Origin of the sequence: Streptosporangium minutum, from assembly GCF_002149035.1 — a bacterium.
Taxonomy (GTDB): Bacteria; Actinomycetota; Actinomycetes; order Streptosporangiales; family Streptosporangiaceae; genus Streptosporangium; species Streptosporangium minutum.
In genome coordinates this window covers 16,647-32,020 of sequence record NZ_NGFP01000092.1, presented here as the reverse complement: position 1 = coordinate 32,020, position 15,374 = coordinate 16,647, and the positions used below count along the sequence as shown (strand labels likewise).

The following is a 15,374-nucleotide window of genomic DNA, read 5'->3' as shown; positions in this document are numbered from 1 at the left end:
CTGGGCGTCGTATTCGATGCGGTAGCCCTCGCCGAGCAGCCGCCAGGCCAGGTCGGTCTCCTCGTGAGCGTAGAAGAACCGCTCGGGGAGGCCGCCGACCTGCAGGAAGGCGGACCGGCGGATGGCGCAGGCGCCGCCCAGGAAGGTGGTGACCGGGGAGGACCGCTCGGGGTCCCCCGCCCGCAGGCGGGGGACGTGGCGCCGCTGGCCGGAGCCGCCCTCGGGGTCCATCACCCGGAAGGAGACGACGGCCAGGTCGTGCTCGGTGGAGAAACGCTCACGCAGGTGGGAGACGACGTCCGTCGCGCCGTACCAGCCGTCGTCGTCCAGGAAGAGCACCACGTCGCCCGAGCACTCCTCGACGCCGCGGTTGCGGCCCGCCGGGATGCCCGTGTTGTGGCTGAGCCGCACGGTCTTGATCGAGGCGGACGAGCCCTCCGGCGCGGCGACCGACAGCTCGGGGACGTCCGCGCCGTTGCCGACGATGACCACCTCGACGTCGCCGTCGGTCTGGCGCAGCGCGGACTCGACGGCCCGATCCAGCTCGGGGACCCGATTACCCATGGTGAGGATGACGCACGAGATCTTCAACGGGTCATCGTCCTGACGCGTCGAGAGCACGTGCGGAGCATACTTTCATGATCACCGAGTCTGCTGGGTCGGGCACATGTGGCATGGCTGAACGTTTCTGACTTACCGGAAAGCAAGCGTATCGGAACCGTCGGCGAACACCTGCCAAACAACGAGGTGTCCGCACCTACGACGCACCGCACCGCTCTCCGGTTCCTCATGAAAGCCGCCTGGAGGCCAGGATGCTGATCAAGTGCAGTGCCATCTGCAGCACGGCGACCACGACACAGGCCACCACGAGCACCCGGGTGGCGGCCAGGCCGCCCGCGAGCAGGTCCCACACCGCGGCGACGACCACGATGATCGACAGCTCGACGGCCTGGACGAGCCGGTGGAACTTCAGGGCGGCGGCGGCCTTGCGGGCCATGCCCAGGCCGCGCGACTGGAACTGCTCGGCCGAGCTCTCAGCCGCCGCGACCAGGCCGGACCGGGCGCGGGCCACGTCGACCAGGTCGGTCTCCGCCTTGATCAGGATGGCGCCGAGCGCGGCGGCGAAGCCCATCACGGTGTACCAGTCGGGAAGGGTCTCCGACGCCCGGAAGCCCAGCCCGATGAGCAGGGCGGCCTCGGCGAAGTAGTGGCCGACCCGGTCCAGGTAGACGCCGGTGATGGAGGTCCGCCTGGTCCACCGCGCCAGCTCGCCGTCGGAGCAGTCGAGCAGCAGGTAGAGCTGGATCAGCAGCGCGGCGCCGACCGCGGCCCAGAGGCCGGGGAGCGCGATGACCACGCCCGCCAGCACCCCGGACAGGATCATCAGCCAGGTGGTCTGGTTGGGGGTGATCGGCGTCTTGGCGAGGAACCAGGTGACGTAGATCGACAGCTTCCGCATGTACAGCGAGCCGGCCCAGTGCTCGCCGCTGTTGCGGTCCATGGTCGAGTGCGGCTGGGCGACCGCACGGAGCTCAGCGACCGACGGCCCGGACATAATCCTCCACCCGATCGCGAATCTCAGGCTCCGACAGGCGCAGGTGCTCCAGGATCGTGTAACGCCCTGGACGGGTCGAGGGCGCCAGCATGACCGCCTCGGTGAACTGCTCGACGGTCAGCCCCAGATCGACGGGGGTGACCGGCAGCTCGTGCCCGCGCAGGCAGTCGACGACCTGGTTGAGCCTCCGGGAGTCCTCGCGGAGGAAGAAGCAGAAGGCGGCACCGACCCCGGCGAGCTCGCCGTGGTTGGAAGTGCCGGGAAAAAGCTGATCCACGGCATGAAGGATCTCATGGTCTCCGCCACTGGAGGGACGGGAGGACCCGGCGATCACCATCGACATCCCCGAGAGGATGAGCGCCTCGGCCAGCACGGTGAGGAAGGCGTCGGACTCGATCGAGTCGTTCCGGCCGATCAGGGCCTCCGCCGCGGTGCGGGCCATCGCGCAGGCCAGGCCGTCGATCGGCTCGCCCCGCTCGGCGTTGCCGAGCTGCCAGTCCTCGATCGCCGACAGGTTGCTCACCACGTCTCCGACCCCGGAACGGACCAGGGACGGCGGCGCGTCGTGGACGAAATCGAGATCCACCATGATGGCCAGCGGCATGGGCACGCCGAAGGTGCCCTTGCCGCCGTCGTGCGTCAGCGACGCCACCGGCGAGCAGATCCCGTCGTGCGACAGGTTGGTGGCCACCGCCACCATGGGGATGCCGGCGAGCGACGCGGCGTACTTGGTCGCGTCGATGGTCTTGCCGCCGCCGATCCCGACGACCGCCTCGTAGGCGCCCTTGCGCAGGTCGGCGCCGAGCGAGACGGCCGCGTCCACCGAGCCGTCGGGGACCCGGAAGACCTGGGCCTCGCCGAGCGAGGGGGCGATCACCGAGGCGATCCGGTCGCCCTGGCCCGCGCCCACCGCCACCGCCACCCGCCCGGAGGTCGCCACCCGGCTGTCGGCCAGCAACGAGCCGAGCTGGGCGATCGCGCCCCGCCGCACCTCCATGGTCAGCGGGGCGGGCAGCATTCTGGCTAGTATCGGCACGCGATCTCCCGCGCCTTGGCGAGGTCGTCGTGGTTGTCGACCTCGACCCACGGGACATCGCCGATCGGGGCGACCGCGATCTTCTCACCGCGGGCGACCAGCTCCTGGTAGCCGTCCTCGTAGTAGAGCTGCGGGTCGCGCTCGAAGGTGGCCTGGAGGGCGTCGGCGAGGCGCTCGCCGATACCGGGGCGGATCAGCGTCGCGCCGATGTACTCACCCGCGGCGTCGGCCGGGTCCATCAGTTTGGTGATCAGCTTGAGATGGCCGTCACCGTCGAGGGTGACCTTCATCTCCTCGTCGGCGAGCCTCTTCACCGCGTCGACCGCGAGCAGGATGTCACTGGTCGCGGGCGCCGACAGCAGCGTGTGCTCGACGGAGACCGGGTGCACCGTGTCGCCGTTGACCAGCAGCACACCCTGGTCGAAGTAGTCGCGCGCGCACCACAGGGAGTAGGCGTTGTTCCACTCCTCGGCCTTGTCGTTGTGCACGAGGGTGAGCTTCACACCGTGCCGCCGCTCCAGCTCGGCCTTGCGCTCGTGTACGGCCTGCGCCTGGTAACCGACGATGACCACGACGTCACGGAGGTCGGCCGCCGCGAGGTTCCGCAGCGAGATGTCCATGATCGTGGTCTCGCCGTCGACCGGCACCAACGCCTTGGGCAGCGTGTCCGTGTACGGCCGCAGGCGTCGTCCGGCCCCGGCGGCCAGCACCATTCCCAGCAACGTGCGCTCCTCATCCAAGTGAGCCCCTCGGCGGGCACTCCTGGCCCCAAAGGTTAGTTGGCTTTAGCCCCTGATCGTGTAATCAAGGGTTTGCCGGGCGTTCTCAATCGTGGGCGCCCAGATCGGCCGCGTCCACCCCCGAGCGCGGCGCGGCCACCCAGCAGGTGACGCTCTCCCACCCGAAGAACCCCCACAGGTAGAGCGCGAGCAGGACGAAGACCAGCGTGACCTGCCCCGCGAGGCCGCCCAGCGCGATCAGCAGCATACGGCCGTCCCAGCCCAGTCCGGCCGTGGCCAGCCAGGGCGGCGGGTAGACGCGCTGGCGCACCCGGTAGACGACGTCGTAGTGGTGGAAGGCCATCGCGCCGAGCAGCAGGAAGATCAACCACGGCGGCACGCCGTGCGCGAACCCGACCGAGGCCACGAATCCGTACTCGGTCAGGCGCAGGATCGGCGGGACCAGCCAGTCGAGCCTGCCGTCGTGCGGGTGGGAGCTGCCGGGACCGGCCAGCAGCAGCGCCACCGCGGGGGCGAACACCGCCAGCCCGTCGGCGCCGGCCACGCCGACCATCAGCAGCACTCCGGTCACGAAGATCCCGACGAGCGCCGGCGGCAGCGGCGGGAGCTGCCCGGCGACCAGGTTGCCCATCGCCCGCGACAGGACCCCGTCGTCCCGGTAGGCCATCACGGTGCCGCGCGGCACCGGCGTCATGTGGACGGAAACCATGGTCGCGTTCGTCTCCTCACCGGTTCCGCGGAGTGCCCCGCGGGCCGTGCCTCCCGTCCCGCCGGCCGCGGAACCGCCGTTCCCGGTCATCGGCTGAAGGACCTGCCGATCCTGCCCGCGACCGTGTAGAGGGCGGCGACGCCGCCCCAGACCAGCAGCGCGATGAAGGTCACCCGCGCGTTGAACACCGCGGCGGTCACCGCGATCAGGGCCATCCGCTCCCCGATGGGGAGCACGATGATCTTCTTCAACCAGCGGGTGAAGGAGATCCGCTCCAGCCGGCGCGACAGCCTGACGACCGCGTTCCCCGAGCCGGAGCCCTGCCGTTCCCGCAGGTAGCGCTCCGCGGCGGCGATCCCGTCCGCGACCTCGGCCGACCGCTCCTGCGGCGTCCGCCGCGGCGCCGCCCCCATGGACGCGTCGGCCGGGGCGGTCAGCGAGGCGGCCGTCCCGGACCCGGCCGCCTCCGGCCGTCCGGCGTCGGCGCGGGCTCCCGCGTAGGAGAAGTCGATCATGTGGCGGAGCATCTGCAGGATCATCGCCGCGACCGCCAGCGCCCAGATGCCGTGCGGGCCGCCGCGGGAGTCGTCCGTCCCGGCCGCGTAGCCGATGGCGAGGCCCACGTAGACGGCGTACTCCTTGACCCGGTCGAAGGTGGCGTCCAGCCACGCGCCGAGCGGGGAGAACGCGCGGGTGTAGCGGGCGAGCTGGCCGTCCACGCAGTCGAGCACGAACGACAGGTAGAGCAGGACGGCCCCGGCGATCTGCGCCTCGCGGGTGCCCGCGGTGAACCAGACCGCGGCGAGGGCGGCCAGGCCGACGGAGATCCCGGTGACCGCGTTCGGCGTCAGGTGCAGGTCGGCCGCCAGCTTGACCAGGTGGGTGGACCAGGAGCTCACGAAGTGGGTGGTGAAGAAGCCGTCGTCGGCCTTCACCGCGAGCTCCAGCCGGGCGCGGTCCTCGTCCACCTCGCCCAGCCGCAGCACGGCCGCGTCGGCGCCCTCCTGCCCGGCCACCCGGTCGCAGTGCAGCCGCCCGATCCCGCAGGCGCGCACCGGGACGCCGACGCGGACCAGCCCGACCAGGAGGAGGTCGCCGGCCTCGGCGCCGTCCATCGGGCCGAACCCGCCGGCCTCGGCCCGCTCGGCCAGCGTCTCCGCGGTCTCGGCGAGGACGGCGAGATCGGCCGCGCCGACCTGGAGCACGCCCCTGAAGGTGCCGTTGGCGTCGACGACGTCGTGGAAGGACGTGCCCGCGGCGACCACCCGGCCGCCCTCGACCCGGACCGGCGGGCGCGACGGCCCGGAGTCCTCACCGCCCGTGATCACCAGCGCGCCCGTGTCGCGCGCCGGATGCTCCAGGAGCAGGGCAAGCGCCTCGGTGTGGGCCACCAGGTCTCCCGCCACCACGGCCACCGGGGCGGTGGCCGTCCGGGCCACGGCGGCGACCCTCCGCAGGTCGTCGGCGAGCCCCCGCGAGCCCTCCGAACCGATCATGTAGGTGCCGCCGGGGGCATGGATGATCTCGCTGGAGCGGGCGACCACATGCACGTCGCCCACCGGGAGCCGGACGAGTTGATCGGTCAGCCGGTCGAGCAGCGTGCCGTCGGCGCAGCGCAGGGCCGCCGCCTCCATGGTGGCGAGCACCACGGCGGCCGTCCGGCGGACGCCGGACGCGGCGGGGACGTGAGAGTCATGCAAACCGGGCTCCTTCGTATCCGACGGGATCACCGTACGAATCGGGGAGTGCGTACTCAGCGTAGCGAGATCTTGACGGGATAGCACGGGAGCGCGACCTGCGATCGGGTACGCACCCATTACGCTCGCCCTATCCGGACCGTTGAAGGAAGCAGATCTTGGCCGCTCTCGAACCACGCCTACGCACCGTCGGGGTCGTCCTTGCCGGCGGTGTCGGCCAGCGTGTCGGCCTCAACACCCCCAAGCAGCTTGTCAAGATCGCCGGAAAGACGATCCTCGAACACACCCTCGCGCTGTTCGAGGGCGCGCCGGAGGTCGACGAGATCATCGTGATGATGACCCCGGGCTTCACCGACGAGGTGGAGCGGATCGTCGCGCTCAACGGCTTCAGGAAGGTCGGCAAGATCCTGGAGGGGGGCGCGAGCCGTCCCGAGACGACCTGGCGGGCCCTGAAGGCGCTGGGCGCCCAGGAGTGCGACGTGCTCCTGCACGACGCCGTGAGGCCCCTGCTGGAGCCCCGGATCATCACCGAGTGCGTGGAGGCCCTGAAGGTCTACTCGGCCGTCGACGTGGCGATCCCGAGCTCCGACACGATCGTGGTGGCCGCTCCCGGCCCGCGCGGGGAGATCGTCCGCGACATCCCCGAACGGTCCGGGCTGCGGCGCGGCCAGACGCCGCAGTGTTTCCGGCTCTCGGTGATCCGCGAGGCCTACGAGCGGGCCTTCGCCGACCCCGACTTCGACAGGCGGCCGCCCACCGACGACTGCGGCGTGGTGCTGCGCTACCTGCCCGACGTGCCGATCTACATCGTGCCGGGCAGCGAGCACAACATGAAGGTCACCCACCCGGTGGACGTGTTCATCGCCGACAAGCTCTTCCAGCTCGCCGCGGGCACCGCCCCGGAGCACTCCCCCTTCGCCTACCGGGAGGCGATGGAGGGCAGGACGATGGTGGTCTTCGGCGGCAGCTACGGCATCGGCGCCGACGTGGTCGACCTCGCCGGACGCCACGGCGCCGAGGTGTTCTCCTTCTCCCGGTCGCTGAACGGGGTGCGCGTCGAGGACCCCCAGGCGGTCGAGGACGCCCTCGCCCACGCGGCCAAGGAGACCGGCAGGATCGACTACGTGGTCAACACCGCCGGCGTGCTGCACATGGGCAAGCTCGGCGAGGTGGACGACACCACGATCGCCGAGACCGTGGGGGTGAACTACCTCGGTCCCGTCAACATCGCCAGGGCGGCCATCGGCCATCTCCGCGAGACCCGGGGGCACCTGCTGCTCTACACCTCCTCCTCCTACACGCGGGGCCGGGCCGACTACAGCCTCTACTCCTCGACGAAGGCCGCCGTGGTGAACCTGACCCAGGCCCTCGCCGACGAGTGGGCCGAGTACGGCGTGCGGGTCAACTGCGTCAACCCGGAGCGGACCAGCACCCCGATGCGGGTCCGCGCTTTCGGCGAGGAACCGGCACATACCCTGCTCTCACCGCGCGCCGTCGCCCAGACCTCCCTGGACGTGCTCATCTCCCGCCTCACCGGGCACGTGATCGACGTCCGCCTCGACGGAACCTGACACAGCGCGCCTACCAGGGCAAACACCGGCACACGGGTTAGCGTCGGAAGATGACGCGTGACCCTCGTGCCCTGATGGCGTGCGCCGCCCTGGTCGGCTCGTATCCACTGCTCGTCGTCGCCGCCCTGTGGCCCCTGCCGTGGCTGTTCCTGGCGGTCTGCGCGCTGTCGTACGCGGCCGAGATCGCCGCCAGGCGGCGGGCCCGCCGGGTGGTCGACCTGCTCAGCAGGGTGCGCCTGGGCGTCACGTTGCGGTTCATGATGCGCGAGACGGCCGCGATCCTCCTGGTCGCCCGTACGGCGGGCACCGACTCGCCCTGGTTCACGCTCCTGGTCCTGGGGCTGTTCACCCTGCACGGCGTGCGGGCCCTGCAGGCCTGGCTCGCGATCACCTACAGCGGCGTCCTCAACCAGCTCCCGGTGCTGACCCGCAACATCGACGGCGTGCTGCGGCTCCCCCCGCCTCCGTCGGCCGTCCTGGTCGACCACGGGAGCATGCGGATGCTCTACCTGGACATGCTCCCGGTCGGCGGCGCCGCCCTGGGCGCGGTGCTCGGCACCGGCCTCCCGGGGGCGGGCGGGGCCGTGGCCGCACTCGGCCTCGGCGCCGCGGGCGCGATCGGTCTCCTGCCCCACCTGCGCCGGATCCAGCCGCTCAAGAACCGGCGCGGCACGCTGAAGGCGGTCAACAGGCGCCTCGCCAGATACGGGCCGGAGGTGATCCTCTACTTCTCCGGGCCGAACGACTCGGCCTACCAGGTCACCATGTGGCTGCGCCCGCTGGAGCGGATCGACCGGCGGGCGGTGGTGGTCCTGCGGGAGCGGAACATGCTCCGGCTGCTGGGAGAGACCTCGCTGCCGGTGGTCTGCATCCCGTCGGCGGCCGACCTGATGAGCTTCGGGGCGCTCGACTCCGCCCGCGTGTGCCTGTATCCGTCCAACGTCGGCAAGAACATCCACATGCTCCGCATCCGGGGGATGCGCAGCGTCTTCGTCGGCCACGGGGACAGCGACAAGGAGGCGTCGTTCAACCCGTTCACCAAGGTCTACGACGAGGTGTGGGTGGCCGGGCAGGCCGGCCGCGACCGGTATCTCCGCGCGCGGGTGGGCGTGTGCGACGAGGACATCCACGAGGTGGGCCGCCCGCAGCTCACCGGCGTCCGCACCACCGGCCCCGGCCTGCCGTACCGCACCGTGCTCTACGCCCCCACCTGGGAGGGGTGGACCGACGACCTGTTCCACACCTCGATCATCACGATGGGGCCCCCGATCGTCCGCGCCCTGCTCGCCCACTCCCCCGCGCTCCGGGTGATCTACAAGCCGCACCCGCTGACCGGCTACCGCAACCCGGCCGCGCGCCGCGCGCACGAGGAGATCCTCGCGATCCTGGAGGGGGCCGAGCTGTCCCGGTCCATCGCCCGCCATCCCGCCGGCGCGGTCCGCGCCGAGCCGATCAGGCACCAGGCCGTCACCGGCTCCGAACCGCCCCTCTACGACTGCTTCAACCAGGCCGACCTGATGGTCACCGACATCTCCAGCGTGGTGGCGGACTTCATCGCCAGCGGCAAGCCGTACGTGGTGACCAACGTGGCGGGGCTGCCGGAGCGGACCTTCCGCGAGCGGTATCCGAGCACGGAGGCCGGCTACCTGCTCACCCGGGGCCTGGGCGAGCTGCCCGCCGTCCTGGCGGCCCTGGAGCAGGACGGGGAGGACGTCCTGGCGGCCACCAGGCACAAGCTGAAGTCCTACCTGCTCGGCCCCGACCATCCGGACGCCATGACCCGTTTCAACGACGCGGTGAACGCCGCCTACGGCCGCGCCGCACGCGGGGCGGACACGGCCGGGACCGGTGTCGCCGCCGTACACGGGGCGGGCACGGCCGGGACCGATGTCGCCGCCGTACGAGGAGAGGGCTGAGACCGGCGGCGGGCAGGCCCCGGCGCGTCAGCCCCGTGGCCGCTCGGACTTGCTCAGACGCTTCGGGCTCGTCAGGAAGCCCCAGCCCCATGACATGTGCATGGTGACGTAGACCAGCGGCAGCCGGACGAGCGAGGCCGTGGGCAGGCCGCTGCCGGTCACCGCCGAGCCGGCCAGGATCGCCGCCAGGTAGCCGGCGGGGATCAGCAGGCCGGGCCAGAAGAACGGGGAGACGACCAGGCCGGCGAGGATGGCCAGCACGGCCGCCGGGGGCGCCAGGTAGCGCAGGTTGATGGTGCCCTCGTGGGTGCGGGCGACCACCCTGCGCCAGCGGCCGTAGTGGAAGTACTGCTGGGCGAGGGCCTTGACGGTGGGCCTCGGCCGGTAGGAGACGCGCATCCGGGGCTGGAACCAGACCAGGCCGCCCGTCTCGCGGATGCGGTGGTTCATCTCCCAGTCCTGCGCCCGCTGGAAGTGCTCGTCGTAGCCGCCGACCCGCTCCAGCGCCTCGCGGCGGAACACGCCGAGGTAGACCGTGTCGGCCGGGCCCGCGGTGCCGCCGGTGTGGAACCGGGCGCCGCCGACACCGATCTTGGAGGTCATGGCACGGGCCACGGCCTTCTCGAACGGCGTGACGCCCTCGGCGGCCATGACGCCGCCGACGTTGTCGGCGCCGGTCTCCTCAAGCGTCTCCACCGCGACCTGGAGGTAGTCCTCCGGGAGCATGGCGTGGCCGTCCACGCGGGCGATGATCCCGCTGCGGGAGGCGCCGATGGCGGCGTTGAGGGCGTTGGGGGTGCGTCCGGTCGGGTTCGGGACCACGGTCACCCGGGGATCCTCGGCCGCGATCGCGTCCGCGACCTCCTGGGTGCGGTCCTGGGAGGGGCCGATCGCGAGCACGACCTCGATCGGTCCGGCGTATCGCTGCGCGAGGACCTGACGCACCGCCTCCCGCAGATGGCGCTCCTCGTTCAGCACCGGGATGACGATGGAGATGGGGGGCCAGACACGTGTCTCGGGAGACGACGCCGGCGCGGGCGAGTCGGGGAACTGCTTCATGGCGTCGCTCACGCTACTGTACGGACGGGTACCTCATCGACCCAGCCGAGCCTAGGGGGCCACGCATGCGCGACCCGGAAGAGGACGACTCGGGTGTGCAGGTGGGCGGTGACGCCTACGGCACGGTCCGGGTGACCCCGGTGAACCCGAGACGTGACCGCAGGTCCGTCAGGGGCGCCCGGTCCCGGCGGCGCGGCCTGTTCGTCGCCGGCGCGCTCTCGTGCCTGGTCCTGGGGAGCTCCGGAGTGACGTGGGCGCTGACGAACTACGCCGAGAAGAAGATCGAGGCGGTCGACGCCGGCGTGCCCGGCTCGCAGTCCACCGGCGCGATGAACATCCTGGTGGTCGGCGTGGACAGGCGCGACAACCTCTCCCGCCAGCAGCAGAACCGGCTCAAGCTGGGCCGCGAGAGCGGCGAGCGGACCGACACCATGATGGTGATCCACCTTTCCGAGGACCACACCAGGGCCACCGTGGTCAGCCTCCCCCGCGACACCTGGACGACGGTCCCCGGCAAGGGCACACACAAGATCAACGCCGCCTACCAGCTCGGCGGCCCGAAGCTCGCCGTGCGGACGGTGCAGAACGCCACCGGGCTGACCATCCACCACTACGTCGAGGTCAACGTCCTGGGCTTCATCGAGGTGGTCGACGCGCTGGGCGGAGTCTCGGTCTGCACCCCGGTCGCGATCAACGACCCCAAGACCGCGCTCACGCTCCAGCCCGGCACCTACTCCCTCGACGGCGTCAAGGCCCTCGCCTACGCCCGCACCCGCGCCACCGCCCGCTCCGACCTGGACCGCATCGACCGCCAGCAGCAGGTGATCTCCGCCCTGCTGCACCAGGCCCTCAGCGGCGACACGCTCACCAACCCGGTCAGGCTCGCCTCGTTCGTCGACACCGCCCTCGGCACGCTCCGGGTGGACGACGCGCTCCGCAAGGACCTGCTCGGCCTGGCCAACCAGCTCAAGGACGTCTCCACCGACGACGTGGCCTTCGCCACCGTCCCGCTCGCCGACGTCGACTACAAGACGCCGACCAACGAGTCCGCCGTGCTCTGGGACAAGGAGGCGTCCAAGGAGCTGTTCCGTCGGATCGCCGCCGACGAGCCGCTCACCAAGCCCGCCAAGTCCACGGCGACCCCGACCCCGGCGTCGAGCGCGACGCCGTCCCCCTCGGCCACCGCGCTGACCGTGCCGCCCTCGCGGATCTCGGTCAAGGTGCTCAACGGCACCCTGATCACCGGCCTCGGCGCGCGGACCCGCGCGGACCTGCTGAAGGCCGGCTTCCTGGTCCCCGAGATCGCCGGCGACACCCAGAAGAGGGACCACGACAAGACGGTCATCCGGTACGGCAAGGGCCGCGAGGACTCGGCGCGGACCCTGGCCGCCGCTCTGCCCGGCTCGGACACACGCCTGGTGGAGGACCTCGGCGACCGGATCGAAGTGGTCGCCGGCCGGAAGTACCAGGGGACCAAGAAGGTCACCGTCGACGACGCCGTCAAGCCGACCGCGACTCCGGCCCCGGACCGGAGCGCCCTCCCCACGGCCAGGACCGCCACCGAGAACATCTGCAAAAAATGAGCTGAGCGCATAAACGTCCCCCGTCAGGGCAGGTTAGCCCGCACGGAGGTGATGATCGTGATCCCCGCGTTCGATGTTCAGAGATGGAACAACGGTCCCTGCGTGGTAGTACGGGCGGCAGGCGAGCTGGATATGGCGGTCGCCCCGCGGCTCCGCGCGGAAGTCGACCGCGCTCTGGAGACCCCCGGTCACCCGTGCCTGGTGATGGACCTGACCGAGGTGCCGTTCTGCGACTCGGTGGGCCTGGGCATCCTGGTGGGCGCGCTCACCAGGATCAGGGACACCCACGGCCGCCTCATCCTGGTGGTGGGGCCCGGCATGATCACCCACCTGTTGACCATCACCAATCTCAACCGGCACTTCGAGACGTGCGGCAGCCTGCGTGAGGCCCTCGACGCAGCCGCCTGAGGCCTGATCCGGGCGGCCCCTGCGGCCCGCCTGAGGCTTGATCCGGGGGCCCACCTGAGGGCCTGATCCGGGCGGTCCCTGCGGCCTGCCTGAGGCCTGGCTGGGACCCGCCTGCGGCCCGGCCGAGGCCCGTGGATTCCCGCCCCCGCGGCGTCTGATGTCCGTATGCTGAACGCCTGCCCCTGCTGACGCCCGGGAGATCCGGATGGCGCGGGACGGAGCGACTCAGCGGCGCGGCTCGTCACCGGACGCCAGGCGGTTACGGACAAACTGGGAACCTTCTTAACAGATACTTCCAGCCCTACCCGAATATCAGGCGGACGTGTTTCACGATCCGCCACTTTTGCTGCAATGACCTGTTTGCGAAATCCCGAGAGCGCTCGACCGTAGATAGCACAATTCGTCACAGTTGCGAGTTTTAGCCCATATGCGACTGCGGGTCGCCGGTCAGAATACCGTTCCAGTTGATCCGTACTGACCGGTCGGGTAAATGGTATTCACGCAGCTCAGAGCAGGTATGTTGAAGATCGTTCAAATTCGGGTGAAGTTACGTTGGCCAACCCATGATCGTGAGGCTATTGTGACGATTCAAGCTGACCCATCGATCATGAATGAGGTTAATTTCCGCAATGGTCCATCAGGCCGCCGAGCCCTCGGATACCTCTCGCGAAGGCTCGCCCGATCCCCCGCAAAAGCCGGGGCTCCCCGACTCCCAGGAGCCCCCCGACACCCGCTCCAAAGGAATGAAACGCCTGGGGTGCATTGTTTCGATCTTGATGCTCGTGGGCACGCTCTGCACGGCCTTCGCCGGAGGGGTTGACGCCGTCAAAGGGGCTCGCAGCCTCTTCGGGAGGCCCGCACCCGGCTCCGAGGCGTCGGTCACCGAACCGGTGGCGGCCAACGCCACGCCGTGGAACCCCTGCCAGGTGATGCGGGGCAGCGCCCGGCTCCAGGCCGGCAAGTCGCTGGTGGCCGCCGTGCGGCAGCCGTACGACAAGAAGGCGAGATACCACTTCGAGCTGATCGAGGTCGGCGGCGACGGCACCTGGACGGTGGCCCTCCCGCTGGACCCCGGCGACCCGGCGGCGGGCGGCAGGACCTACAAGATCACGTTGCTGGACGCGGACAGCAGGTGGGTCGCGCACGTGATCGACGCTGCCGGCGGTGGGAGCGAGACTTCATGGAAGGCCCGCGCCACACCGCCGCGCAGCTCTTCTCTGATCAGTTTTTCGATTCTGCGTTCCCTCGGCACCGGGAACTGCTGAACCGCATTCATCCCGGGCGGATCTGGTTGGCGCCTCCCGTCCGGGAACCGGATCGCAGCGAGCATAGGCCAATACCCGTCCTGATCATGAGTCATCGACGTAAAGCCTTCGATCCGCAATCACGACGCCGCGCGATCCGCGGCGCTACGTAAACGATGAAGGGCCCAGACTGCACGGGTTTCGGGCCCTTCGCACTGTGATTTCTCCAGCCCCGCCCCCCTCGGGCACGGACGGCCCCACCCGGATGCCCGGAACCCATCGAAAGCGAGCCACCACCTCCATGGAAACGCATGACCGGCGCCGCCGGCTGTCGTTCGCCGGAATCATCGCCGACGAGCCGGACAGCGCCCAACGCTCAGAGGAAATCCTCCTCGACCGGTTCCGGACCAGCTAGTGCTGATCCACGACACCAGCCCCCTGTACGCAGCGATGAACCGTGAAGACCAGGATCACATCCGCTGCCTCAATTACTGGATCCAGCCGATGACCTGATCGATCTTCAGGTCGCGGGTGATGGCGTTGTCGAACTTGGCACCGGTGACGTCGGTCAGACCGTGCGGCTTGGAACCGGTATTGACCAGGCCGAGCTGTCCTCCGCTGAGATCGGTGTCGCGCAGATCAGCATCCCGCAGGTCACATCCGGCCAGATTCATGCCCCTCAGCGATGCGCCCCGCAGATCGGCGCCCCGCAGATCGCACAGTTTGAAGAAGCAGCCATCCAGCGTGGCATGGCGAAGGTCGGCTCCGACGAAGGAGCAACGCACGAAACGCAGTTGCAACGTCCGCAGTGAGGTCAGATCCTGGCCGTCGAATACCTGGCGGCTGACGGTGGCGTAGCGCGGAAGCGAACTGAGCGCCTGCCTCGACGGCGCCTCATGAGTCATGGACGCCATGGTGCCGCCTCGGCCGGCGGTCATGCCTCTTGATTAACCGAGTGCACGGTCCCCGGCATCACCGTTGTCTGCCCGTTGCCATAGTCGATCGGCTTGTTGTCTCTTGCCGGCGAATGGTCTCGGAATTCCAGCCATTCGGATTCGGTCGGCCACGATATTCCTCGCTCGGACGACGGTCTCGACGGTCGGAGACGAACTGCCGGTAGTGGCGGATCCCTCGGCTGGACAGACAGTGACATAGCCCTGTGTCGTGTTTGAGGGATCAAGGTCATTCCGGACAGTCAGCTCATCCGATACCGCGGTAGTGAGCTACACGGGGAAGCCTGCGGACTACTTCCGCGTCGTCGTCGAAATCCCACGCCTCCCCATCGAAGTCGATCTTCACGATGGGAAACTTGCCCCGGACCCCCCGGGCGCGGACGGCGTCCCCCAGGTGCTCCACGTCCAGACCCGTGACCTTCGCGTAGGGCTCGAACGTCACGTAGGCGAGGAGCTCGAACTCCGGATACTCCTCCTCCGTCCATATCCGACCCGATCGGGCGGCGAGCCTCGTACGGCGCAGCTTGAGCGCGTGGAGGACCTGAGGCACTTCGATCACCTCGTCCGGACACTCCGCCACCCGCTCGAACGCCTCGCGCCCCAGCCCCATGAGCCAGTGCACGAAGTATTCGAAGCCGTCGGTCGATCCTCTGCCGAAGACGAACCAGTACGCCGCATACATATCCCAGGTGCAGCCCCGGTTCGCGACGGCGGTCAACCACGTATCGAAGTCGACGATCTCTTCGGCCGAGCGCCGGGAAAGCTCCCCGTCCAGCCAGACCAGGCGCCCGGCCTTGGTACCGGCCTCCCGGCCGGACCGCTCGATCAGTGCCCAGAAGGCATCTGCATCCATGAGACGTGATCGTGGCATTCACCATCATCCGTGTACAGATCACGGCTGTC

14 protein-coding genes are annotated in these 15,374 nt (G+C 69.9%); 5 read left to right on the top strand and 9 right to left on the bottom strand.

Translation table 11 applies throughout. The features are described from left to right. The 6 genes from CA984_RS20575 to CA984_RS48730 all read right to left on the bottom strand — a co-directional run. Positions 1-591, bottom strand: a 591-nt coding sequence (locus CA984_RS20575) for a glycosyltransferase family 2 protein (protein WP_086574812.1), incomplete at its 3' end; no start/stop codon positions are given. A gap of 196 nt (positions 592-787) precedes the next feature. After that, entirely contained in the window at positions 788-1,555 is a 768-nt protein-coding gene (locus CA984_RS20570; protein WP_086574802.1) for a CDP-alcohol phosphatidyltransferase family protein, read from the bottom strand. Continuing rightward, positions 1,533-2,573, bottom strand: coding sequence for an iron-containing alcohol dehydrogenase family protein (locus tag CA984_RS20565; protein WP_165781341.1), 1,041 nt, complete (start codon positions 2,571-2,573; stop codon positions 1,533-1,535). Before CA984_RS20565 ends, CA984_RS20570 begins: the two co-directional genes overlap by 23 nt. Positions 2,574-2,578: 5 nt before the next feature. Further along, on the bottom strand, positions 2,579-3,313 hold the full coding sequence (locus CA984_RS20560; protein WP_086574810.1) for a phosphocholine cytidylyltransferase family protein: 735 nt from the start codon (positions 3,311-3,313) through the stop codon (positions 2,579-2,581). A 103-nt stretch (positions 3,314-3,416) separates the two neighbouring features. Further along, positions 3,417-4,040: a DUF5941 domain-containing protein gene (locus tag CA984_RS48735; RefSeq protein ID WP_031162615.1), complete on the bottom strand. Its 624-nt coding sequence runs from the start codon at positions 4,038-4,040 to the stop codon at positions 3,417-3,419. Between the two features lie 86 nt (positions 4,041-4,126). Beyond that, complete coding sequence (locus tag CA984_RS48730) at positions 4,127-5,740, bottom strand: CDP-alcohol phosphatidyltransferase family protein (RefSeq protein ID WP_086574798.1); 1,614 nt, start codon at positions 5,738-5,740, stop codon at positions 4,127-4,129. 155 nt (positions 5,741-5,895) lie between these two features. Here CA984_RS48730 and CA984_RS20545 point away from each other — a divergent pair, with 155 nt between their 5' ends. Both CA984_RS20545 and CA984_RS20540 read left to right on the top strand, forming a co-directional pair. Then, positions 5,896-7,308 (top strand): bifunctional cytidylyltransferase/SDR family oxidoreductase, encoded by a 1,413-nt coding sequence (locus CA984_RS20545; RefSeq protein WP_086574796.1) that lies wholly within the window; start codon positions 5,896-5,898, stop codon positions 7,306-7,308. A gap of 50 nt (positions 7,309-7,358) precedes the next feature. Beyond that, positions 7,359-9,224, top strand: coding sequence for a CDP-glycerol glycerophosphotransferase family protein (locus tag CA984_RS20540; protein WP_086574794.1), 1,866 nt, complete (start codon positions 7,359-7,361; stop codon positions 9,222-9,224). A gap of 27 nt (positions 9,225-9,251) precedes the next feature. On the opposite strand, the gene CA984_RS20535 is transcribed toward CA984_RS20540, so the two are convergent. Then, entirely contained in the window at positions 9,252-10,283 is a 1,032-nt protein-coding gene (locus tag CA984_RS20535; protein WP_086574793.1) for a glycosyltransferase family 2 protein, read from the bottom strand. Positions 10,284-10,348: 65 nt separating this feature from the next. On the opposite strand from CA984_RS20535, the gene CA984_RS20530 reads away from it, so the two are divergent. The 3 genes from CA984_RS20530 to CA984_RS20520 all read left to right on the top strand — a co-directional run bounded on the left by CA984_RS20530 (position 10,349) and on the right by CA984_RS20520 (position 13,539). Further along, positions 10,349-11,866 (top strand): LCP family protein, encoded by a 1,518-nt coding sequence (locus CA984_RS20530; protein ID WP_086574791.1) that lies wholly within the window; start codon positions 10,349-10,351, stop codon positions 11,864-11,866. Positions 11,867-11,923: 57 nt separating this feature from the next. Beyond that, complete coding sequence (locus tag CA984_RS20525; RefSeq protein ID WP_086574808.1) at positions 11,924-12,274, top strand: STAS domain-containing protein; 351 nt, start codon at positions 11,924-11,926, stop codon at positions 12,272-12,274. Between the two features lie 773 nt (positions 12,275-13,047). Then, entirely contained in the window at positions 13,048-13,539 is a 492-nt protein-coding gene (locus CA984_RS20520) for a hypothetical protein (protein ID WP_133061722.1), read from the top strand. A 467-nt stretch (positions 13,540-14,006) separates the two neighbouring features. On the opposite strand, the gene CA984_RS20515 is transcribed toward CA984_RS20520, so the two are convergent. Together CA984_RS20515 and CA984_RS20510 are read right to left on the bottom strand one after the other, a co-directional pair. Continuing rightward, entirely contained in the window at positions 14,007-14,423 is a 417-nt protein-coding gene (locus CA984_RS20515) for a pentapeptide repeat-containing protein (protein ID WP_242676068.1), read from the bottom strand. Positions 14,424-14,718: 295 nt separating this feature from the next. Beyond that, entirely contained in the window at positions 14,719-15,324 is a 606-nt protein-coding gene (locus CA984_RS20510) for a DUF4240 domain-containing protein (protein ID WP_165781340.1), read from the bottom strand. Positions 15,325-15,374: the final 50 nt, after the last annotated feature.